At 67.2% G+C, this 22,085-nt stretch carries 19 protein-coding genes; 10 read left to right on the forward strand and 9 right to left on the reverse strand.

Going from position 1 to position 22,085, the window contains the following annotated elements:
* Positions 1–8,025, reverse strand: an 8,025-nt coding sequence (locus ACIQ2E_RS14395; protein ID WP_398332047.1) for a beta strand repeat-containing protein, incomplete at its 3' end; no start/stop codon positions are given.
* 178 nt (positions 8,026–8,203) lie between these two features.
* On the opposite strand from ACIQ2E_RS14395, the gene ACIQ2E_RS14400 reads away from it, so the two are divergent.
* Positions 8,204–8,530, forward strand: a complete 327-nt coding sequence (locus ACIQ2E_RS14400) for a hypothetical protein (RefSeq protein ID WP_398332050.1) — start codon at positions 8,204–8,206, stop codon at positions 8,528–8,530.
* A 19-nt stretch (positions 8,531–8,549) separates the two neighbouring features.
* On the opposite strand, the gene ACIQ2E_RS14405 is transcribed toward ACIQ2E_RS14400, so the two are convergent.
* The gene (locus ACIQ2E_RS14405) at positions 8,550–9,338 is read right to left on the reverse strand and encodes a hypothetical protein (protein ID WP_398332053.1); all 789 of its coding nucleotides are present in this window, start codon (positions 9,336–9,338) and stop codon (positions 8,550–8,552) included.
* A gap of 104 nt (positions 9,339–9,442) precedes the next feature.
* On the opposite strand from ACIQ2E_RS14405, the gene ACIQ2E_RS14410 reads away from it, so the two are divergent.
* On the forward strand, positions 9,443–10,318 hold the full coding sequence (locus ACIQ2E_RS14410) for a hypothetical protein (RefSeq protein ID WP_398332056.1): 876 nt from the start codon (positions 9,443–9,445) through the stop codon (positions 10,316–10,318).
* On the opposite strand, the gene ACIQ2E_RS14415 is transcribed toward ACIQ2E_RS14410, so the two are convergent.
* Positions 10,315–11,460 carry a cysteine desulfurase family protein gene (locus ACIQ2E_RS14415; protein ID WP_398332059.1) on the reverse strand — a complete coding sequence of 382 codons (1,146 nt, stop codon included), beginning with the start codon at positions 11,458–11,460 and terminating at the stop codon, positions 10,315–10,317. The genes ACIQ2E_RS14410 and ACIQ2E_RS14415 overlap by 4 nt on opposite strands.
* A 39-nt stretch (positions 11,461–11,499) precedes the next feature.
* Here ACIQ2E_RS14415 and ACIQ2E_RS14420 point away from each other — a divergent pair, with 39 nt between their 5' ends.
* Genes ACIQ2E_RS14420 through ACIQ2E_RS14430 form a run of 3 tightly spaced genes read left to right on the forward strand, consistent with a single transcriptional unit; the run spans position 11,500 to position 13,765 of the window.
* Positions 11,500–12,024, forward strand: a complete 525-nt coding sequence (locus tag ACIQ2E_RS14420) for a hypothetical protein (protein ID WP_398332062.1) — start codon at positions 11,500–11,502, stop codon at positions 12,022–12,024.
* A 9-nt stretch (positions 12,025–12,033) separates the two neighbouring features.
* Positions 12,034–12,768: a response regulator transcription factor gene (locus ACIQ2E_RS14425; protein ID WP_398332065.1), complete on the forward strand. Its 735-nt coding sequence runs from the start codon at positions 12,034–12,036 to the stop codon at positions 12,766–12,768.
* Positions 12,761–13,765 carry a pseudouridine synthase gene (locus ACIQ2E_RS14430; protein ID WP_398332068.1) on the forward strand — a complete coding sequence of 335 codons (1,005 nt, stop codon included), beginning with the start codon at positions 12,761–12,763 and terminating at the stop codon, positions 13,763–13,765. Before ACIQ2E_RS14425 ends, ACIQ2E_RS14430 begins: the two co-directional genes overlap by 8 nt.
* Positions 13,766–13,785: 20 nt before the next feature.
* Here ACIQ2E_RS14430 and ACIQ2E_RS14435 read toward each other — a convergent pair whose 3' ends face one another.
* The 3 genes from ACIQ2E_RS14435 to ACIQ2E_RS14445 are packed head-to-tail and all read right to left on the reverse strand — an operon-like array spanning position 13,786 to position 16,457.
* Complete coding sequence (locus tag ACIQ2E_RS14435; RefSeq protein ID WP_398332072.1) at positions 13,786–14,550, reverse strand: GIDE domain-containing protein; 765 nt, start codon at positions 14,548–14,550, stop codon at positions 13,786–13,788.
* Between the two features lie 4 nt (positions 14,551–14,554).
* Positions 14,555–15,280 carry a magnesium protoporphyrin IX methyltransferase gene (bchM, locus tag ACIQ2E_RS14440; RefSeq protein WP_398332075.1) on the reverse strand — a complete coding sequence of 242 codons (726 nt, stop codon included), beginning with the start codon at positions 15,278–15,280 and terminating at the stop codon, positions 14,555–14,557.
* Positions 15,281–15,323: 43 nt separating this feature from the next.
* On the reverse strand, positions 15,324–16,457 hold the full coding sequence (locus ACIQ2E_RS14445) for an N-acetylglucosamine-6-phosphate deacetylase (RefSeq protein ID WP_398332078.1): 1,134 nt from the start codon (positions 16,455–16,457) through the stop codon (positions 15,324–15,326).
* A 53-nt stretch (positions 16,458–16,510) separates the two neighbouring features.
* Here ACIQ2E_RS14445 and purE point away from each other — a divergent pair, with 53 nt between their 5' ends.
* The 3 genes from purE to ACIQ2E_RS14460 all read left to right on the forward strand — a co-directional run bounded on the left by purE (position 16,511) and on the right by ACIQ2E_RS14460 (position 18,824).
* Positions 16,511–17,041, forward strand: a complete 531-nt coding sequence (purE, locus tag ACIQ2E_RS14450) for a 5-(carboxyamino)imidazole ribonucleotide mutase (RefSeq protein WP_398332081.1) — start codon at positions 16,511–16,513, stop codon at positions 17,039–17,041.
* A gap of 73 nt (positions 17,042–17,114) precedes the next feature.
* Complete coding sequence (locus ACIQ2E_RS14455; RefSeq protein ID WP_398332084.1) at positions 17,115–17,735, forward strand: oxidoreductase; 621 nt, start codon at positions 17,115–17,117, stop codon at positions 17,733–17,735.
* 12 nt (positions 17,736–17,747) lie between these two features.
* Complete coding sequence (locus ACIQ2E_RS14460; protein ID WP_398332087.1) at positions 17,748–18,824, forward strand: AI-2E family transporter; 1,077 nt, start codon at positions 17,748–17,750, stop codon at positions 18,822–18,824.
* On the opposite strand, the gene cysC is transcribed toward ACIQ2E_RS14460, so the two are convergent.
* From cysC to ACIQ2E_RS14475, 3 genes are read right to left on the reverse strand one after another with little or no spacing between them, the layout of a single operon-like run.
* Positions 18,805–19,452, reverse strand: coding sequence for an adenylyl-sulfate kinase (cysC, locus tag ACIQ2E_RS14465; protein WP_398332090.1), 648 nt, complete (start codon positions 19,450–19,452; stop codon positions 18,805–18,807). The genes ACIQ2E_RS14460 and cysC overlap by 20 nt on opposite strands.
* Before the next feature lie 6 nt (positions 19,453–19,458).
* Positions 19,459–20,595 carry a ChaN family lipoprotein gene (locus ACIQ2E_RS14470; RefSeq protein WP_398332093.1) on the reverse strand — a complete coding sequence of 379 codons (1,137 nt, stop codon included), beginning with the start codon at positions 20,593–20,595 and terminating at the stop codon, positions 19,459–19,461.
* A gap of 1 nt (position 20,596) precedes the next feature.
* Positions 20,597–20,920, reverse strand: coding sequence for a translation initiation factor (locus ACIQ2E_RS14475; RefSeq protein ID WP_398332096.1), 324 nt, complete (start codon positions 20,918–20,920; stop codon positions 20,597–20,599).
* A 56-nt stretch (positions 20,921–20,976) separates the two neighbouring features.
* Here ACIQ2E_RS14475 and ACIQ2E_RS14480 point away from each other — a divergent pair, with 56 nt between their 5' ends.
* A complete protein-coding gene (locus tag ACIQ2E_RS14480) occupies positions 20,977–21,198 on the forward strand; it encodes a hypothetical protein (protein ID WP_398332099.1) in 222 nt (73 codons plus the stop codon).
* 16 nt (positions 21,199–21,214) lie between these two features.
* The coding region (trpB, locus tag ACIQ2E_RS14485; RefSeq protein WP_398332102.1) for a tryptophan synthase subunit beta at positions 21,215–22,085 on the forward strand (871 nt) is incomplete at its 3' end.

Genomic DNA, 22,085 nt, shown 5'->3' on the forward strand with positions numbered 1-22,085 from the left:
TCCGGTGATGACGGTGAGCTGAGAGGGAACGGAGAAGGAGACGTCACCAGCGGAGCCGCCGTTACCACCGGCGCCGCCCATCGCGAAGGAAGCGGAGGCTTGGAGGGACGCGTTGCCTCCGCCGCTGGCTGTGTTGGTGACAGAGCCTGCTGAACCGCCACCACCGCCGACGGATTGGGCAAAGAAGCCGATGGAGCCATCACCTTGGGTTTGGATGCCACCGGTGATGGAGCCAAAGACATCACCAGCAGCCCCGGCGTTGCCACCAGATCCAGAGAGTGCAGCTGATGCACCGAAGGAGAAGGAGGAATTGGCGGTTTCAGCGTTCGCGGAGGCGTTGGAGGTGACTGCCCCCCCTTGACCACCGCCGCCGCCGATGGACTGCACAAGAATGCCGTGGGAGGCATTGCCGGAGGTGAGGAAGGTGCCGTTGGCGTAGAGGGAGACGTTGCCGGAGCGAGCGCCCGAGCCACCGGCACCACTCATGGAGAAAGTGGCGGAGAGGTTGCCACCAGCGGAAGTGGAGGTGACCGAGCCGCCTGCCCCCCCACCGCCGCCGACGGACTGAAGGAAGACGCCGTGAGCGTTATCGCCGAAGGTTTGAACGGCGAGGGGAGCGATTTGGCTAGCGCTACCGAGGGAAACGTTCCCGGCCGTGCCGCCACCACCTCCGGAGCCGCCGAGAGAGGCGGAGGCGCCAAACGAGAACGAGGCATTCGACGCCGTTGTTGTGGCATTGCCTGAGAGGATCGAGCCACCTTGACCACCACCACCACCGATGGACTGGAGAAGGATGGCGTGGGAGCCCGTGCCCGTTCTGGCGGAGGCGTTGCCGGTGACGACCGTGAGCTGAGCAGGGACGATCAGCGACACATCGCCGCCGGATCCGCCATCGCCGCCGCTGGCACCCATGGAGAACGATGCCGAACCCGCAATGGACGAATTGCCGCCTGTGCTGGTGGTGCTGGTGACCGAGCCTGCAGAACCGCCGCCGCCGCCCACCGACTGGGCGAAGAAGCCGATGGCCCCGTCGCCTTCGGTGGTGATTTGACCAGACATCAGCGCGTTAACGCTGCCGCCGCTGCCGCCGCCGCCGCCGCTTCCGGACACGCCAGCTGAGGCACCAAAGGAGAAGGAGGAATTGGCGGAGTCAGCGGCGGCCGAGGCCCCGCTCACCACCGAGCCGCCCTGACCGCCGCCCCCGCCCAACGACTGCACCACGATGCCGTGGGCCAGTTCGCCGAGGGTCTGAACGTTGCCGCGCGCGTTGAAGGTGACGGAGCCGCCACTGCCGCCATTGCCGCCGCTTCCGCCCATGCCGAACGACACGGACAGGTTGCCGGCGGTGGCGTTGCTCAGCGAACGTCCGCCTTGGCCGCCGCCGCCGCCCACGCTCTGCACTAGCAGGCCGGGGGAGCTGATGCCTTCGGTGCTGATGCTGATCGGCACAGCGTTTTTGGCGTTCTTGCCGAACACCACAGCACCGCCACGACCGCCGCCGCCGCCTGAGCCGCTCACACTGGCTGAGCCGCCGAAGCTGAAGCTGGCATTGCCCGTGGTGGTGGCCACGCTATTCACGGCACCACCGGCACCACCACCGCCGCCGATGCTCTGGATGAGAGCACCGGGTGAGTTCTCACCCACGGTGGAGATGTTGAGATTTCCGCTACTTAAGAAGGTGACGTTGCCACCTTTCCCGCCATTACCACCTCTGCCGCCGAAGGCCATCGACACCGATGCCCCGAGGCTGCTGCCGGAGCCTGAGCTGGCGCTGCTGGTGGAGCTGCCGCCGGCACCGCCGCCGCCGCCCACCGACTGGATCAGCATGCCCGGCGATCCGAAGGCTCCCAAGGTGGTGATGTTCCCGGCGTAGCTCGCCACCACGCGACCGCCGTTGCCGCCACCGCCGCCTGAGCCACCCACACTGGCGCTGGCCCCGAAATTGAAGCTTGCGTTCGCTGACTTGGAGCTGTCGGCAGAGCTCACGCTGGTGCTGCTGCCCCCGGCTCCGCCACCGCCGCCGATACTTTGGGCCGTGAGGCCTGCGGAGTTGTTCCCGCTGGTGATGATGTTGCCGCTCGCATACACCTTCACGCTGCCGGCGCTGCCGCCGTAACCGCCACTGCCACCAAAGCTGAAGCTGGCCGAGAGGGCTCCCCCGGAGGTTTGGCTCGAGGAGCTGCCACCGCTGCCCCCGCCACCACCCACGCTTTGGGCAAAGAGGCCATAGGCGTTGTCGCCCTGGGTTTCGATTTGAACCAGCAGTGGTTTGCGTTGATTGGTGCCGACCAACACGGAGTTGCCCGTGCCGCCCTGGCCGCCGCCGCCGCCCACGGTGGCCGATCCACCGAAGCTGTATTTCGAATCCGATTTGTTGCTGGAGCTGTTCTGGCTGCTGCCCCCCTGGCCGCCGCCGCCGCCCACGCTCTGGGCATAGAGGCCGTGGGCCTGGTCGCCAAAGGTGGTGATCTGCAGCGTTTGGCCCTGGGCGTAGGGCTTCACCACCACCTTGCCGGCGTTGCCGGCGTTGCCGCCGCTGCCGCCGATGCCGATGTCGATGCTGCCCTGCACCTTGCTGCCGCTTTGGGATGCATTGAGCGACATGGAGCTGGTGGAGCCGCCGGCCCCGCCGCCGCCACCGATGCTCTGGGCCAGCAGGCCGGTTGCGGCGTAGCCGCGGGTGGTGATGTTGCCGCTGGCGTACACCGTCACATTGCCGCCTTTGCCGCCGCTACCGCCGCTGCCGCCCACGGAGGCGCCGAGGGTGATGGGTTGGCCCGAGGAAGACACCGTGCCGGTGTACGACTGGGTGGAGCCGCCGCTGCCGCCGCCGCCGCCCACGCTCTGGGCAAAGATGCCGTAGGCGTAGGCGCCACTCACCGTGCCATCACTCAGCACATAGCCGGTGGAGATGTTGGAACTGCTGGTCACGGTGACCGTGCCGCCGTTGCTGCCGCTGCCACCGGCTCCGCCGAGGTTCACACCGGCATTCACGGTGGTGCCGGAGGAGGATCCAGCCCCCTGAATGCTGAGGGTGCTGCCACCGGCGCCGCCGCCGCCACCCACCGACTGGGCGAAGATGCCAGCGGCGTAGTTGCCAAGGGTGGTGATCGAGGCGCCGGTGGAGGTGATGCTCACCGAGCCGCCGGAATTGCCGCTGCCGCCGGAACCACCGATCGACACGCCGGCGTTGACGCTGGGCGAATCATTACTGGCGCTGAGCTGGCCGGTGAGGGTGCTGCCGCCGAAGCCCCCTGAGCCGCCCACGCTTTGGGCGAACAAACCGAAGGAGTTCACGCCGTAGACAACGCCATCGACAACCGAACCGGTGCTGATGGTGGAGGTATTAACGATCGTGACGTTGCCGGCGGAGCCGCCGCTGCCACCATTGCCCCCCACGTTGGCATTCGCCGTGATCGCTGGCCCGCCAGTGGAACCGCTCAGGCTGAAGCTGGAAGCCGACCCGCCGCTGCCGCCGCCGCCGCCGATGCTCTGCGCGTAGATGGCTGCCGCGTTGTTGCCGCGGGTGGTGATCGAGGCGCCTTTGGATGTGATGCTCACGTTGCCGGCGCTGTTGCCGGAGCCGCCGGCTCCGCCGAGGTTCACGCCCACGCTGGCGGTGGCTCCAGTGGACAGACCGATTTGGCCGCTGAGGGTGCTGCCGCCGCTGCCGCCGCCGCCGCCCACGCTCTGGGCAAAGATGCCGTAGGCCGAATTGCCGGACGTGTTGATCACGCTTTGGCTGACGACGGTGACCGAGCCAGCAGCACCGCCACTACCGCCGGTGCCACCGATGCTCACCCCTGCATTCACCGCCGGGCCAGTGCCCACAGAGCCCTGAAGGCTGAGGGTGCTGCCACCGGCGCCACCACCGCCACCAATGCTTTGCGCCAGGATGCCGGTGGCTTTGTCGCCCGTGGTGGTGATCGAGGCGCCGGTGGACGTGACGCTCACATTGCCGCCGCTGCCACCGCCGCCACCGCTGCCGCCGAGGCTGACGCCGGCATTGACCGTGGGACCGCCACCGACGGCCAATTGGCCGCTCAGGGTGCCGCCGCCATTGCCGCCGCCGCCGCCGACGCTTTGGGCAAAGATGCCGTAAGCGGAAATGCCGCTCGTTTCGATCGAGCTGCTGCTGTCGATCGTGACGTTGCTGCCGCTGCCGCCGCCACCGCCGCTGCCGCCGATCTGGGCATTGGCATTCACGCTGCCCGAGCCGCTGGCCGAGAGGCTGAAGCTGTTCGATTGCCCGCCACTGCCGCCACCACCGCCGAGCGATTGGGCATAGATGCCGGCGGCGTTGTAGCCACTGGTGCTGATCAGAGAGCCGTAGGAGTTCACCGTGACGGCGCCGCCACTGCCGCCTCCACCACCGGCGCCGCCCATGGTCACGCCCACGTTCACCGCTCCGCTCGCGGCGATGCCGGCTTGCAGGTTGGTGCTCATGCCGCCGCTTCCGCCGCCGCCACCCACGCTCTGGGCGTAGATGCCGTAGGAGGACGTGCCGCTGGTGGTGATTGAGCTAAAGCTGGTGAGCGATACCTGGCCGGAGTTGCCACCGCCACCGCCTTGGCCGCCCATGGTGAGGTTGGCATTCACGGAGGCCCCGCCGGAGGCGGTGCCGCTCAGGCTGCTGGCGCTGCCGCCGTTACCGCCGCCGCCGCCGATGCTCTGGGCCAAGATGCCGGTGGCGTAATTACCGGTGGTTCTGATCGAGGCGCCGTTGGAGGTCACCGTGACGCTGCCGGCTGACCCACCACCAGCACCGGAGCCACCAATCGTCGCCCCTGCAGAAACAGAGGCGCTGCCCGATCCGGACAGGCTGACGCTGGCAGCACTACCGCCACTACCGCCACCACCACCCACGCTCTGGGCAAAGATCCCGTAGGAGCTGTAGCCGCTGGTGCTGATGTTGCCCGACGAGGTGAGGGTGACATTGCCGGCGGATCCACCGGAACTGCCAGCACCACCAATGGTGGCAACTGCATTCACACTGGCACTGCCGCCGGCGGATGCGCTGAGGGAGGCGGAGGTGCCACCGCTGCCACCGCCGCCGCCGATGCTTTGGGCGAGCAGGCCAGGGGAGTAATTGCCGGAGGTGGTGATCGTCGTAAACGACGAGGTGAGGCTCACCCAGGAGGCGTTACCGCCCGAACCGCCGGTACCGCCTGTGGATCCTCCAAGGTTCACGCCGGCGGCGCCACCGGCTGAGCCCGTCAGGCTCAGGCTGGAACCGCCGCTGCCACCCCCGCCACCGATGCTCTGGGCCAGGATGCCCGGTGCCACGTTGCCATTGGTGGAGAGCTGGTTGCCCGAGGCCGTGACGGTCACGCTGGAGGCATTGCCGCCATTGCCGCCACTGCCGCCAATGGCGACGGCGCCACTCACCGACGCACCGCCGGAAACGGCTACAGAGCCACTGGTGCTGATGCCGCCCTGGCCGCCACCACCGCCAACCGATTGGGCCAGGATGCCGGTGGAGAAATCACCCGCGGTGGCAATGTTGCCGCCGCTGTAGGTGAGGGTGACCGTGCCGCCGTTGCCGCCGCCGCCGGCGCTGCCGCCCAAGCCCACACCCACGGCGCCGGACGCCACAGGGTTGATGCTCATGCTTCCGCTGACAGCTGATCCGCCGCTGCCGCCGCCGCCGCCGATGCTCTGGATGAAGATGCCCGGTGAATAGGCGCCGCTGGTGGTGATATTGCCGCTGATCGAACCGGTGGCGGTGGAGCCGTAACCGCCACCGCTGCCTTTGCCGCCGACAGCCACCGACATGCTCACGCCGCCGCTGGCGGAGGCGGAGAGGGAACTGCCACCGCTGCCACCGCCACCGCCGATGCTGTTGATGCTCACGCCCGGTGAGTAGTCGCCCGCGGTGGTGATGTTGCCGCTGAAGTTGACGGTGACGGTGTTGGCGTTGCCGGCAGCGCCGCCGCTGCCACCCACGGAGGGCGAGGCCGCCACGGCGCCACCGGCGCTGAGGCTCATGCTGGCCCCGCCGCTGCCGCCACCACCGCCGATGCTGGCGGCGTAGATGCCTGGCGACTGGAAGCCGCTGGTGGTGATCGTGCCGGCGATGTTGGCGTACACCACGCCAGAGTTGGCGCCGCTGCCGCCGGTGCCGCCAATGCCGAGGCTGTAGCTACCGGCGGCGCCGCCCGCCAGGGATCCGCTCACGCCACCGCTGCCGCCGCCGCCGCCCACCGACATCAGGCTGATGCCGGGCGAGCTGGCGCCTCGCGTGGTCGCATTGATGTAGAGAGGAATGCTGGAGGTGCCAACGCTGACGTTGCCGGCCGTGGCGCCACTGCCGCCGCTGCCGCCCACGGCAATCGAGGCACTGGCCACGCCAACCGACATGCTGGTTGCACTGCCACCGTTGCCACCGCCGCCGCCGATGCTTTGCACCAGCAGGCCCGGCGAGTTGTTGCCGCTGGTGTTGATGGTGATCGGGGCACTGTTGAGGGCCGGAGCGAACACCTGCGCTGTGCCACCCACCCCACCAGCAGCACCGGTGCCGCCCACGGCGAGGGACACGCCCACGCTGGCTGATGAGGCGTTGCCGCCGTTCCCACCACCACCGCCGATGCTCTGCACGGTGACGCCAGGTGAGAAATCCTGGTAGGTGGTGACGCTGCCGTTGCTCAGATAAGCGGTTGCCGTTCCGCCGTTGCCGCCACTGCCCCCCGAGGCGCCAAAGGAGATCAGGCCATAGCTGGTGCCAGCGCTGCCGCCACCACCGCCGATGCTCTGCACCAGAATGCCGCTTGACAGAGTGCCGGCCACGTTGGCGGTGGTGACGCTGCCGCTGCTGAAATTGAGCGTGGCGCTGCCGGCATTGCCGCCGAGGCCCCCTGAGGACGAGCCCCCCAGATTGATGGCGGCAGCACTGCTGCCGATGGCGCCGCCGCCGCCGCCGATCGATTGAACAATGATGCCGATGGCATTGGAGCCGTTGGTGGAAACACTCCCACCGGTCATGGTGACCGTGGCGCTGCCGCCGGCACCGCCGCCGCCGCCCTCCGATGAGCCGAGGTTGGCCAGGGAAATGCTGGGGGCCACAGCGCCACCGCCACCGCCAACGCTCTGGGCGTTGATGCCCACCACCCCATTGCCGCTCACGCTGATGGTGCCGGAGTTCACCACGTTCACCGTGCCGGCATTGCCACCGGTGCCACCGAGGTTGCCGAAGGAAATGATGCCGCCGCTGCCGGAGGAGCCGCCCTGGCCACCCACCGACTGAACCAGGATTCCAGCACCGCCGCCGCCGCCGCCGGAGTTCACGGTGATGTTGCCGGCATTGTTCACCGAGGCGGTGCCGGAGAAGCCGCCGCTGCCGCCGCTGCCGCCCCCGCCGAAGGTGCCACTCCCGCCGTCGCCGCCGATGCCGCCGGTGGCTTGGGAGAGCAGGCCGATGGAGCCGTAGGAGCTCGAGCTGCTGCTGGCGCTGATGGTGCTGCCGGCCTGGGTGTTGAGCTGCGCGGTTTGGCCGGAGGAGCTGCCGCCCACGCCACCGGAACCACCACTCACCAGGCCGGCGTTGGCGCCGTTGCCGCCATTGCCGGCGCTCACGCTGGCAATGGCACCGAGAACGCTCGTGTAGCCGCTGTTAACGACCGAGCTGACGTTGATATTGGTTCCTGAGGTGATCGTGACCGTGACGTTGCCCGGCGAGCCGCCGCCGCCGCCGTCGCCGCCGTCGCCGGCGCTGGTGCCTCCGTTGCCGCCGCGTCCGCCGGCCGAGCTCGCGCCAGCTGTGCTGCCGATCGAGGCGTTGTTAACGAGGCTGTAGGTGATGGTCGGGCCGCTGCCGCCGGTGCCACCGGTGCGGCCGTTGCCCCAGGGGTTGTAGCTGGGGGTGCTGCCGTTGTTGCCCTGGCCGTAGACGAAAGGTTGGGAGCTCGGAGAGGTGTAGGTGCCGCTGCTGGTGCCGATGTTCTGGGTCTGCGCCAGCACAGACGTCGCAGTCCCGCTCAGCAGCAGGAAGGCGGGCAGAAGACCAAGAGCAGCGCGGTTTTGGCGCACTTACGGCGGGAAAGTGCGCCATTTTTGCATTGCGGTATGGAAAAGAAAGGGCTCTTCGAAATTTGTTTGCCTTTGTGGATCGAGCTGTGGTGGCTGCTGCCTGATGGCCCGCGAAGCCGGCGGCGGCGCCTCATGGAAATGGGCTTAAGTTCACCGCACTGTTGGGGAGGCCCCTGGAATGTCCGACGACCGTTTTGATTCCGAGCTTGAGGGCGCTGACGCCGTGGATCCGGCGGATCAGGCCGGCATCGAAGGCTTGGACGGCGCCGCTGAGCGTCCGGTGTTCAACATCGACGGGGTCACCTACGCCATCGACAGCCTTCCCGAAGGCGTCACGGCTCTGATCAACGACCTGCTGCGCTGCAGCCAGGAGCAGAACGAGCTGCAGTTTCGTCTTCGCCAGCTTCAGGCCGCGCAGCAAACCTATGTGGCATTGATCAAGCAGGAGTTAGACGTGCAGGGGATTGAACCCCTGGCTCAGGCTGAGGCGCCGATGGCGGCCTGACCGGCGGCCGGGGCCGGCTTCAGGGCGTCTTGGTAGAGGGCGATGCGGGCGTGGCGTTGCTGCTGGACAGTCGATTCAGCAGCGCCTGCATTGATGGAGAGGAGGTAATCGTCAGGTTGTCTCCCTCGCTCCCTTTGAGCGTTCGCATCAGTGCGACCATCCGATCCAGTGGCAGGGCTACCAGCCCGGGTCGACGATCCTTGAGCCGGGGGCCCAGCAGGAACAGAGCCATCTCGCGGAAATCAAGGCCGCAGGGAACCGTGCTGGTGCTCTGCTTGTCGCGCTTCACATTCACCTGAACCAGGGGATCCGGGCAGAAAACCACCGGCTGGCTGCGCGCGATCTGACGGGCCTCCTCGGGTTTGGCTCCTTGCTCGATCAGCATCGGCACCACGGCTGAATCCTGCAGCGGGTCGGGAACATAGGCCCGCACCACCGACGCTTGCTGTTGGCGGAGGCCCACCAGCACCGCTTCGAAATCCACAAGATTGGTGGCTCTGAATTGGATGCTTCCGGCCTTGGTTTTGAGCTGGGGTTGGATGATCTGTTGTTGCAGCGCTTCAGCGGCTTCGGGTGAGAAGGCGCCAAACAGAACGGGTGTGCTCTTGCCATCCAGGGGCCGATCGATCAGCACCGGTTTGCCCGCAGCGTCGGTGGGCATGAGCACAGGAATCGAGGCGAGTTTTCGCGCCAAGGCCTGATCATCGAGAGCCTGAGCGGGCATGGCCAGGGGCAGGCTGCATGCCGATGCGCTGAGCAGCAGCAGGGGTGCCGACAGGCGGCGGCGTAAGCGGCGCGCGAAGGTCATGCGAACTGCTGCGTGAAGGGCTGTTTCGGTCGCAGACCCTATCAGTGTTCTGGGATTTTTCGCTTAGATTCGCTGGGCCGCACTGTGCGCTTCTGCAACTGAAAATGGCTTCTGGTGCCGCTGTTCCCCATGTTCACTTTCTGATTCCTTGCTACGGGGGGCAGATTTCTGAAGCCACGTTCACGAGTTTCGTTCGCTTCACCGTTCAGGCTCGCGACTGGGGCATCGACTGGACCCTCGACACCCTGGTGAACGAAAGCCTGATTCCACGTGGCCGCAACGCTCTTGTGGCGCGTGCGATGGCCAACCCACTGGCAACGCACCTGATGTTCGTTGACTCAGACATTCTCTTTGAGCCGGCCGATGTTTTGGCTCTGTTGCAGGAGAATGTGGATGTGATTGGTGGTGGATATCCCAAAAAAAGCCTGCCGGTTGATTACGTGATCAATCCCTGCCCTGGGGGCTTCCAGGATGACGGCAAGGTTGAGGTTTTGCGATTGGGCACGGGGTTCCTGCTGATCCGGCGCGAGGTGTTTGTGAAGCTGGCGGAGGTCAACCCTCACCTGAAATACACCGATGACTGCGGCTTAGATCCGTCCTTGAATCCCTACCTCTACGCCTACTTCGATTGCGGCCTCGTGCCGGGTCATGACGTTTATATGAGTGAGGATTGGATGTTCTGCAACCGCTGGCGTGATCTTGGCGGCAAGGTGTTCCTTTCCAAGCGGTTTGCCCTCGGTCACGTTGGCACCTTTCTGTTCTCTGAAACAGCACAGCAGCGCGTGTTGTCGCGCATCGCGCAGGTCCACTCGCCGGTTCCGCCGGTCTCCCCTGCGCCCCCTGTCAACGTTGCGGAGGTCGTGGAAGAGTTGGCTCAACCCACCATCAAGGCTGTTACGAAGGCATCGAAACCAACCAAGCCCAGCGAGCGCAAGCCCCGCGAGCGCAAGTCGCGCCTGACCGCCCGCAAAACGGCTTAGGTCCGTAATTGCTCCACCGTGGCGCGGAACACCCGCGTGGCGTTCTCAATATCCTCGGCGGTGCTGTCGGGGCCCAAGCTAAAGCGAACAGCGGCAGCCGCTTGCTGCCGGCTCAGCCCCAGCGCCTGCAGCACGTGGGAGGGCTTGCCGTTACTGCACGCGGATCCTCCGCTCACGGCGAGACGCTGGCGCAGTTGCCTGTGCAGCTCAACGCCATCCACGCCGTCCACCCAGATGTTGAGGTTGTGGGCCAGACGAGGTGCAGTGGCACCATTGCAAGCGATGCCGCCCAGGTCGCGGATGCCGCGCCACAACGCATCACGCAGGGCAGCCAGCTGGTGTAGGCGCTCGGGTTGCTCCTGAAGGGCGAGCTCCAGAGCCTTCTGGAAGCCAATAATGAAGGGAAGCGCTGGGGTGCCTGCCCGCCATCCCCATTCCTGGTCCCCCCCATGGAGTTGCGGAGCGATTCGGATCCCCTCGGCGACCCAAAGCGCGCCGATGCCCATGGGGCCACCGAGTTTGTGGGCGCTGAGGCTGAGCAGCTGAACACCGAGATCCTGCACATCCAGCGGCAGATGCCCGGCGGCCTGGGCGGCATCACAGTGCAGCGTCACAGCGCGGGCCCGGCAGAGGTTGGCGATCGCAGCGATCGGCTGGATCACCCCGATCTCGTTATGCGCGGCCATCACGCTCACCAGCAGCGTGTCGTCGCGAAGCGCCGCCTCCAGTTGGCTGAGATCCACCAATCCGTTGGCTTGCACCGGCAGCTCCGTGAGCTCAAAGCCATACCGGACCAGGTGGCGCAGCGGATCGAGCACGGCGCGGTGCTCCGTGCAGAGGGTGACCAGATGGCGCCGCTTGCCGCCGGCTTCCAGTTCCGCCTCCGCCAGGCCTTTGAGGGCGAGGTTGTTGGCTTCGGTGGCGCCGCTGGTGAACACCAGCCGGCCGGCGCTGGCCCCGAGGCCGGTGCTCATCCGTTGGCGGGCCAGCTCCAGGGCGGCGGCCGCCTGAACTCCCGGTCGGTGCAGCCGGCTGCTGGGATTGGCAGCATGCTCCCGCCACCAGGGTTCCATGGCCGCTATCACCTCGGCCCTGCAGGGGCTGGTGGCCTGATGGTCGAGGTAGATGACACGCGACGGCATGCGCACCATGCTGGCAAGCTCCTGCCACTGCTGAGCGTTATGGCTGCTCGATCACTGGCGCTGCTGCTGGCTGTGGCCATGCCCATGCTCCCTGCGGCTGCGCAGACCTCCCTCGGCGCCCCCGACGCCAGCAACCCACACCGCAGTGTCTCCGAACAGCGCCCCGCCGATCTGGTGTTGCTGCGGGAGTGGACCACGATGGAAGGCGATTTCGCCATTGGCGTTCACAACGCCAAGCCCGATCCGCGGGATCCCGCTGCCCGCACGATCGTGGTGTGGGTAGAAGCCCCCGGCGATGTCAAGTTGGCGGTCGACACGCTCCGCTGCAGCCCGGCGGCGCCGATGCGGCTCACCCGCAAAGGGCGCGATCTGTGGATCAAGGAGCTCAATCCCGGCGGCGTGATCACCGAGGCCAACCGCCTCGATCACCAGATCTGGTGGGCTGCCTGCTTCCCCGAGCAGGCGGGTAAGGATCCCGCCACCCTGCAGGCCCAGGCCAGACAGCTGGGCTACAGCGGCCAGCTGCGGGAGCAGCAGCAGGTGCTGCCTGGCAGCCCTCGATAGATTGAGGCCATGAGCCTCGAACCCGAAACCCAGGCTGCTGAAGCCGCACCTCAGCCTCCGGCACGGCTGCTGTTGGTGGACGACGAACCCGGCCTGCGCACTGCCGTCCAGGCCTACCTGGAAGACGAGGGCTTCCAGGTGACCACCGCCGTCGACGGTGAAGACGGCTGGGCCAAAGCCCAGGAGCTGCTGCCCGATGTGGTGATCAGCGACGTGATGATGCCTCGCCTGGATGGCTACGGGCTGCTGCGCAAACTGCGCGACGACGAGCGCCTCGGCGGCACCCCGGTGATCTTCCTCACCGCCAAGGGGATGACCGCCGATCGCATCGAGGGCTTCCAGGCCGGCTGCGACGACTACATTCCCAAGCCCTTCGATCCCGACGAGCTGGTGGCCCGGGTGCACAACGTGGTGCGCCGCCAGGAGCGCCTGCTGCAGGAGGCCGCCCGCTTCGCCGATGCCGATATCGGCCAGATGGCCAAGCAGATCACCGAGATCCGCTCGCTGCTGGCCACCGGCGGCAGCAAGACATCCGCCGCAGGCGTCAAACACGAGTTCACCCCGCGGGAAGCCTCGGTGCTCCAGCTGGTGGCGGAGGGAATGATGAACAAGGAGATCGCCCGGCGCCTGGAAACCTCCATTCGCAACGTGGAGAAGTACGTGAGCCGGCTGTTCACCAAAACGGGCACCGCCAGCCGCACCGAGTTGGTGCGCTACGCCCTCGAAAACGGCCTGGTTGAGTAACCCATCGGCTTCGAGTTTCTCGCCTGCTAGCGAGCCCTGGCTGCCGGCTGCGTTCAACCGCGGCCACGCCTACCGCGATCGCGCGGATCACTCCGCCGAAAGCATCGCTGGCTTCTATGCCGAGCGTTATCGCCATTCCGATCAGGCGGTGTGGATGGAGCGCCTCGCCGCCGGTGAGATCTGGTGCAACGGCCAACAACTCCGGGCCGATGCGGCGCTCACAGCCGGTGATCGGTTGGTGTGGCATCGGCCCCCCTGGCAGGAGGCGGCCGTGCCGGTGCTCAGCGAGCGCTCAATCGTGTTCGACGACGGCGATCTGCTGGTGCTCAACAAGCCCAGTGGCCTGCCGGTGCTGCCAGCTGGTGGCTTCCTGCTGCACACACTGCTGACACAGCTGCAGGCCTGGGCCCCCGAAGCCCGGCCGGTGCATCGGCTCGGGCGTTTTACCTCTGGCCTGCTGGTGTGCGCCCGCCGCCCCGCCACCCGCAGTTGGCTCAGTGCCCAGTTGCGCGAGAGCACCGGCGCAGTGGTTGATTTCGCTGCCCCGCACGCCTGCCGCAAGCTCTATCGCGCCCTCACCCAGCCCCTTCCCAGTGCTTGGGCGATCGGGGAGACACGCGTGATGACCTCCGCCATCGGCCTCCAGCCCCATCCGTTGCTGGGGCAGATCTGGTGTGCCGCTGATCCCGGGGATGCCGCTGCCCTGCCATCGCGCAGCGAGCTCACCCTGGTGGAGCGCCGCTTGGATCGTTGCCTGGTGGATCTGGCCATTGCCACGGGCCGCCCCCATCAGATCCGGATCCACGCCGCAGTGATCGGTGCGCCCTTGCTGGGGGATCCGCTGTATCGCGCTGGCGGAAGTGCCGATCCGGCCGTGCTGCCGGGTGAAGGGGGCTATCACCTGCACGCTTACCGGCTCAACCTCCAGTTACAGAACGGTGTGTCGCTGCAGCTGCAAGCGCCTCTGCCTGCATCGCTGGATCTTCTAGGCCTGTAGGCCTTCACCCAAACAGCGTGTCAGCGCAGCGCCAGCAGCAAACTCAGTGCAGCAGCCACGCTCAGCCCCCAGGTGCTGGCCATCCACACCCGCCGCCAGCGGCGGATGGAGCGGCTGAAGTCGTCTTCACTGCCCCGGCGCACCACGAACAAGCCACTGCCCTCAGGCGCCTGTAACTGCAGGTTGCCGCTGGCGTCGCTGCATTCCGCCACCACCAACACAGTGCCTCCGGCCATTAGCAGGGATTCCACGCGTCGGGTGCCGAGCTGCCGGTAAAGGCCTGTGTTGGCCGCGGTAGGTGGATCCAGCTGGTTGAACGCGGTTTCCAGCTCCAGCTCGGCCCCTTCTGGATCCACCGGCAAGCCCTGGCCACCCTGCTGCAGCTCAAAACGGCAGCGGCGCTCCAGCTGTTGCAGTGTTTCCTCCCGCCGCTCCCAGCTCACTTCCGTGGTGGTGTTGCCGGCGCTGTCGGTGCTGGTGCGCTCCTCCCGCACCTCCATCAGTGCGGTGGTGGTGTTGGTGAAGGCCACGCAGAGCTCACCGCTCCAGGGCGCGGTGAGCGGCTCGTTGCACACGATGGTTCCTTGCAGCTTCACCCGCTCGCGGAAGGAGCCAGCCCCCATCTGCTCCGCCACGGTGGCTTGCAGATCCCTCAGTTCAGCCACGCTCGTGCTGCGGGCATCCAGCAAGGTGGCCAGCCTGCGGGCTTGATGGCGCCGCGCCAGACCCGTGGCCATCGCGCCGGCTCCCAGGACCGCTGGAATCAGCAGCTGGGAACCATCCATCGCCTCAGGCCTTCTCGAAGGCCAGCAGGCGCGAGAAGTAGAAGGGTGCTTGGTTGAGGCTGCGGCGCTTCAGCACGAAGCCGGCTTCCTCGGCCGCCTTCACGATGCCGGCCTCCTTGAGGGTGTAGGCGCGGGTGGTTTTGCTGGGGCCCGGGAAGAGCTGCCCAATGCCTTTCAGCAGCGCCAACAGCGGCGTGTAGGGGGCGAAGCTCACGATCAGGTGCTGCTCAGCCATCGAGGCCAGGTGGCGCACCATTTCTTCGGCCGGCTGCTGGGGGTAGTGGATGAACACATCCAGGCACACCACGGTGTTGTAGCTGCCGCTGAGGCTCTCCAGATCGGAGGCCAGGAAGCTGATCTGCCCCTTCTGAACGCCTGCTTCAATGGCGCGCCGCTCGGCTTCCTTCACCATCGCTTCTGATAGATCTGAGGCGGCGATGGTGCCGGCGCCCAGCTCGGCCAGCGGCAGGGTGAGGCTGCCCACGCCACAACCGGCGTCGCAGAAGCTGCGGCCCGCCAGATCGCCCTGCTCCTGCAGCCAGGCCAGCACGTTGTCCACCGTTTTCTGGTGGCCGATGCGGATGTTGCGCTGCACTTTGTTCACATCGTCGGACTCGCTGTAGATGCGGTTCCAACGATCGAAGCCCGTGGTTTCGAAGTAGCCCTTCACCTCCTGCTTCTCGGCCGCTTTCTGGGCCTCGGTGCTTTGGGAGAGCTGCTCGGTGGGCATCGGCTCGGGCCTGGGGCGTGTGGTCGGATGGCGCGGATCCTATTCAGGCTGCCCACTGCCAGCGCAGATTGCTGGCGGCGCCGCTCCAGCGCAGGCACTGCGCCAGGGGCCTCCCTCGCAGCTGTTCGGCGGCTGAGCTCGGGGCCCCCAGCAGCCTGCGGGGCAGCACGGTGGCGGCCGCGATCGCCTGGCCTGCCTCGTCGCTCCAGTGAGCCAGGCGCCGCACCGCTTCCAGTAGCGGCAAGGTCACCCCTGCGAGGGTTCCGTCGTCGAGGCGGCAGCTGCCGTTCTCCACGATCAAGGCGCGCTCATCCCAGCGGTGCACTCCATCAGCCAGGCCGTAGGGGGCCAGGGCATCGCTCACCAGCAGGGTTTGCTGCGGCAGCAGGCGTTGCAGCAGCACCGCCATCGAGGGCGCCACATGCACCCCATCGGCAATCAGCCCCAGGGCCACATCGCCGCGCCGGGCCGCCGCGGCGATCGGGCCAGGGGCGCGGTGATGCAGCCCGGGCATGGCGTTGAAGGCATGGGTGATCATCCCCACCCCGTGGCTGAAGGCTTCAGCCGCTTGGTGTTCGCTCGCTTCGCTGTGGCCCAGGCTCACCAGGATCCCCAGCTGGCGCAACGCCTCAATCACCTCGCCGGCGCCAGGGAGTTCCGGCGCCAGGGTCACCAAGGCGATCTCCTGCTCGAAGCCGGCGATACGGGCGTTGAGCGCTTCCAGGCTGGGGGCGGCCAGGTGCTGGCGGGGATGGGCACCGCGCCGGGTCTCCGCCAGGAAGGGGCCTTCCAGGTGGGCCCCGAGCAGTCGGCAGCGTCCTGGTTGGTGCAGGGCCCGTGCCGCGCGCAGCACCGCTAAGGCCTGGCGCAGCTCGGCGATTCCGCAGGTCACCAGCGTGGGGGCAATCGCCTCCACGCCATCGCGCCAGAGCAGCTCGAGCAGCTCGATCAGCCGCGGCAGATCGCCAGAGCCGAGCTCCGGAAACGCCAATCCCAGCCCGCCGTTGATCTGGAGATCAAGGCCCATCGGGCTGAGCCAGTCGCCGCCCCAGCAGGCGCCGGCGGCGGCACTGCCGGCGCTGAGTGGCTCGATCGCAGTGATGCGCTGCTCCTGGTCGACACCGATCCGCCACAGGCCCGGGGTTGCTGGTAAGCGCACGGAGCTGAGCCAGTGCATCGAACAGCGGGGCGGGAGAATGCCATTCTCGCCGCCCTTGCTGCCTGCATCCGATGCCTGAACAGTCAGCCCCGCTCGTGGCCGTGGTGATGGGCAGCGACTCCGACCTGCCCACGATGCAGCCGGCGGTGGCGATGCTGCAGAGCTTTGGGGTGACCACGGAGGTGCGGGTGCTCTCTGCCCACCGCACGCCACTGGAGATGGTGGCGTTTGCCCAGCAGGCCGCCGACCGTGGCTTCAAGGTGATCATCGCCGGCGCCGGCGGTGCCGCCCACCTGCCCGGGATGGTGGCCTCCCTCACCACCCTGCCGGTGATCGGTGTGCCGGTGCAGACCCGCGCCCTCTCCGGCGTGGATTCGCTGCATTCGATCGTGCAGATGCCGGCGGGGATCCCCGTGGCCACAGTGGCCATCGGCAATGGCGCCAATGCCGGCCTGCTGGCGGCCCAGATCCTGGCCACCGCTGATGCCGCCCTAGCGGAGCGCGTGGCGGCCTACCGCCGGGGCCTGCACGATCAGGTGGTGGCTAAGGATGCGCGCCTGCTGGAGCTGGGTAGCAGCGCCTATCTCCAGCAGATGCCCTGAAGCGCGGCCCGGCCTGCGGATCCGTCTCATAACCCAGCCTTAACGTCCGGGGCGCGTTGCTGCGTGCGTTCGGATGCCTGTCGGTTTGCCTCAACGCCCCCTCTTGCGGGTGCTGCTAGTGGCTGTGCTGCCGGCGTGGAGCGTTTACGTGCTGGCCCTGCTGCTCAGTGCGGCGGCCGGTATCAGCCCCCAGCTGGTGATCCGCGATCTGGCCCAGAGCTGCGACACCGCGCTTGGGGTGGGCTTCCTCTCCAATGTGGGTTACCTGCTCTGGATCTCTGCGGGGGCGATTGCACTGTTTGGTGCTCTGTCCGGCGTGGTGGATGTGCGGGGCCGCGTGCGGCAGCTGCTGCTGTGCGGCGGCGCGTTTTCGCTGCTGCTCTGTCTCGACGACATGTTCCTGCTGCACGACCGCTACGTCGGCAGCAGCTTTTTGTACAGCTTTTACGCAATCTTCGCGCTGTTGATTCTCTTCCGCTTCCGCGCCCAGGTGCAGGCCCTCGGTGGGGGCTCGTTTCTGCTTGCCGTGGTGCTGCTTGGCCTCTCGGTGATCATCGATCAGCTGCAGGAGGTGATTCCTGTGGATTACTCCACCCTGCAGCTGTTTGAAGAAGGAGCGAAATTCCTCGGGATTGCCACCTGGCTGGCCTTCTGGTGGCAGGCCACTGCGGGCGCCGGCAAGCTGAAGGTTTGAACCCCGTTTCCGATGCTTGAGCGCCTGGTGCTGCCGCTTTGGCTGCGCCTCAGCCTGGCTCTGCCGCTGCTCACCCTCAACCTCTGGGTGCTGCGGCAGCTGCTGCTGCCCCTGGCGCCCTTCCCGGCCCTGTTCCTGGCAGCGGCCCTGATTGCCTTCCTGCTGGATCTGCCCACCCGCTGGCTTGCGGATCGGGGGCTGCCGCGGCTGCTCGCGGTGTTGCTGGTGGTTGGGCTTGGCCTGGGGTTGCTGGTGCTCTCTGCCCTGTGGCTGCTGCCGCGACTGATCGAGCAGCTGGGTGAACTGATCAATGCCCTGCCCTCCTGGCTGGTGGAGGGTGAGATCTGGCTCGATCGCCTGGAGAGATGGGCCGCCGATCGCGGCCTGCCCACTGAATTCACCGATCTCAGCAGCACCCTGTTTGCCCGGGCCAGCCAGCTGGCCAGCCAGCTCAGCCAGCGGCTGCTTGGGATCTTGGGAGCCACGGTGGGTATCACTGTGAACACCGTGATCGTGGTGGTGCTGGCGGTGTTTCTGCTGCTGGGGGGTGAGCGGATCGTGGCCGGCCTGGCCCGCTGGTTGCCCGATGGTGTGCGGGAGCTGGTGATCAGCACGCTCAACCGCACCTTCCGCGGCTATTTCGCTGGCCAGGTGTTGCTGGCGGTGATCCTGAGCGTTCTCCAGATCGTTGTATTCACGCTGCTGGGCATTCCCTATGGCGTGCTGTTTGCCGTGGCGATCGGCTTCACCACGCTGGTGCCCTACGCCAGTGCTCTCACGATCGTGCTGGTGAGTGTGTTGCTCGCCCTCGACGATCCCCGCACCGGTTTGGAGGTACTGGCGGCCGCCATCAGCGTGGGCCAGGTGGTGGATCAGGTGATCCAGCCCCGGCTGATGGGCAGCATCGTTGGCCTGCAGCCGGCCTGGCTGTTGGTGTCGCTGCCGGTGGGTGCCCGCATCGGCAGCCTGATGGGTTTTGGCGATCTGTTGGGGCTGCTGTTGGCGGTGCCGGTGGCCAGTTGCATCAAAACGTTCTTCGATGCCTGGCGGCCCCAGCAGCCCGAGGCGATCAGCCCTGCTGGGGAATGACGCCCTGGGCGCTCAGGTAGGCGAGCACCTGCTCCACGCTCTGCTCCAGGGTCTGGCTGCCGGTGTCCACCTTCAGCTCAGGGTTCTCGGGTGCCTCATAGGGGCTGGAGATGCCGGTGAATTCCTTGATCTCGCCGGCGCGGGCCTTGGCATAGAGCCCTTTGGTGTCGCGCTGTTCACACACAGCCAGATCAGCGGCGCAGTGGATTTCCACGAAGTCGCCGGCTTGCACCAGGGCACGGGCGCGGTCGCGGTCGGCTTTGAACGGCGACACGAAGGCGGTGAGCACTACAACGCCGGCATCCAGGAAGAGCTTGCTCACCTCACCGATGCGGCGGATGTTTTCCTCGCGGTCGGCATCGGAGAAGCCGAGGTCTTTGCACAGGCCGTGGCGGATGTTGTCGCCATCGAGCACATAGCAGGCCAGGCCGCGCTCGAACAGGGCCTGGTTCACCGCATTGGCCAAGGTGCTTTTGCCCGAACCGCTCAGGCCGGTGAACCAGAGGATGGCGCTGCGGTGACCGCGCTGCTCCGCCCGTGCCGCCCGATCCACCGAGGCGTGGTGCCAGGCGATGTTGGTGGAAGCCCCCTGGTTGGTGAGCTCGCCGTAGGTGGGGGTTGCGGTCATGGTCGATTAGGCGTTGGCGCCATTGTCCCTGGCGGCGAGGCGCGGATCGCTGGAGGGCGGCAGCCGCAGCCTGAGCTCCAGCCGTTGGCCGCCGCGTTCCACCGAGAGCACCAGTGGCTGCCCATCGGGAAGCAGGCGCACGCCGCGGATCACCTCGCCGGCCCGCTGCACGCCCCGACCGTTCAGCGCCACGATCCGATCGCCGGGTTGGAGGCCGGCGGCGGCCGCCGCCGAGCCCGGTGCCACCTGCCGCACCCATACGCCATTGGTATCGCTTTCGAGGTAGGCCCCCAGGCGGGCTCCCTGTGGGGCGGGCGCACAGCTAGCGGGAAGGGCCGGCCGGCGCAGGCTCAATTGCCGGGTCAGGCCCAGGTCGTTGAGCTGGCTTGGCACGCCATCGCCACCCTCGAGATGTCCGATGCCGATCAGCGCCACCAGCAGGGTTGTGGGGTTGCGCCGATGTGCTGCCACGAGAGCTTCGGCCATGGCGCGATCGCGCAGCAGTTGGCTGTCGATGAAGCCCTGCAGATCGCTATTGCGGCCTGACCCAATCCCCATAGACCGGTGTCCTCGCCAGCTTGTCTCCAGGCGCTGGCGATAGGCCGGGCTGGCGGGCCGCGGTTCGCCGATGCCGCCGCGATCCGCTGTGGGTGTGGCTGTCAGACCCTGCTGGCGCACCCGCCGCACGAGGGAAGGTTCGGCATTGATGGCCAGCAGCGGTACCCGCCGCAATCGGGCCCAATGCAACAACGGCACATAGAGATTTGGGTCGTGCCCCCACACCGCGGGCCAATCCACGTCGTGCAGCAGGCCCGCCACATCAAGCTCGCCGCGGTTGAAGCGATCCAGCACCGGTTGGCGTGCCGCTGGAATCATCTCCAGGGCCAGGGTGAGCTGGCGCTCGCTGCTCAGCTGTTCCAGGGTGCCCAGCTGCCAGGCGTGGTCGTCCAAGCTGGTGTGGATCTCACCGAGCAACAGCACCACCAGCGTTTTGGCCTGCTGTTGCAGCTCCTGTTGCTGGCGCTGGGCCGCGGCCAGGGCGGCCTGGCAATCCAGCGGCAGCGGTGCTGGTGCCGCCAGGACGGGCGGGCTCCACAACAGTGAGCCCAGCAGAACAACACCAGCCCAGCTGCGGCCTTGCATCTCAGCCCCCGGCTTGCTTCGGGCGATACCCCGCTTTCTCCAAAGCCGCCAGGGCTGAGGCCACCTGGTCGCCCTGCAGCTCGATCACCCCATCCTTCACGGTGCCGCCGGTTCCGGCGGCTGCCTTGAGCTGCTTGAGCAGGGTCTTGAGCACGCTTTCGGGCGCTTCGAGGCCGGTGATCGCCGTCACCATCTTTCCGCCCTTGCCCGCCTTGGTGCGCTGCACCCGCACCCGTTGTTGCCCTTTGGGCGTGGGTTCCGAGGCCGGTGCAGCCCGTTGCAGGCTCTCCGGTCTGCTGAATTCCTGCCAACCACCCTTGGCCATCGCGCCTGCGTTCGCTAAACCCAGTTCAGCGCACCAGCCCCGCCTCGCTCGGCGCCATGGACCTGCCCCCGCTGCAGCTCGAGATGGTGCGGTTTGGACTGCAGGGGCAATCGGCTGCTGCGGAGTGCCGGCCCGCCGAAGACCGGATCAAAGCGAGCTTGTTTGGTGTGTTGGTGGAGCCGGCAGAGCCCTGCCGCCGCGAAGCTGGCCGGATCCGCATCGATGAACCGCCCGGCTGGCCGGCGCTGCCGCTGCCGCCAGTTCCTACGCTGCAGTGATTCCGTTCAAGCGCCGGTGACCAGCAGCGTTCCCCAGGTTGACCCCGCAGCCCTGGAGCTTGCCGCCAGGCCCAACAGCCTCGGGCGCTACGGCCAGTTCGGTGGTCAATACGTTCCTGAAACGTTGATTCCTGCCCTGGCAGAGCTGGAGCAGGCTGCCGCCGAAGCCTGGAACGACCCGGCCTTCACCGATCGGCTTGACCATCTGCTGCGCACCTATGTTGGGCGCCCCAATCCGCTTTATGAGGCAGAGCGACTCAGCGAGCACTACCGCCGGCCCGAGGGCGGGCCGCGCATCTGGCTGAAGCGCGAAGACCTCAACCACACCGGCGCCCACAAGATCAACAACGCCCTCGGTCAGGCGCTGCTGGCCCTGCGCATGGGCAAGAAGCGGATCATTGCCGAAACCGGCGCCGGCCAGCACGGTGTGGCCACCGCCACCGTGTGCGCCCGTTTCGGCCTGGAGTGCGTCGTTTACATGGGCGCCGAAGACATGCGCCGCCAGGCGCTGAATGTGTTCCGCATGCGCCTGCTCGGAGCCACGGTGCAGCCCGTGACCGCTGGCACCGCCACCCTCAAGGACGCCACCAGCGAAGCGATCCGCGATTGGGTGACCAACGTGGAGAGCACCCACTACATCCTCGGCTCGGTGGCGGGACCGCACCCGTTCCCGATGCTGGTGCGCGATTTCCACGCCGTGATCGGCGAGGAAACCAAGCGCCAGTGCCACGAGGCTTTCGGCCGCAATCCCGATGTGCTGGTGGCCTGCGTGGGCGGTGGTTCCAACGCCATGGGCCTCTTCCATCCCTTTGTGCAGGACACCAATGTGCGCCTGGTGGGTGTGGAGGCCGCTGGTGACGGCGTGGCCACTGGTCGCCATGCCGCCA

Origin of the sequence: Vulcanococcus sp. (assembly GCF_044369115.1) — a bacterium.
Classification (GTDB): domain Bacteria; phylum Cyanobacteriota; class Cyanobacteriia; order PCC-6307; family Cyanobiaceae; genus Vulcanococcus.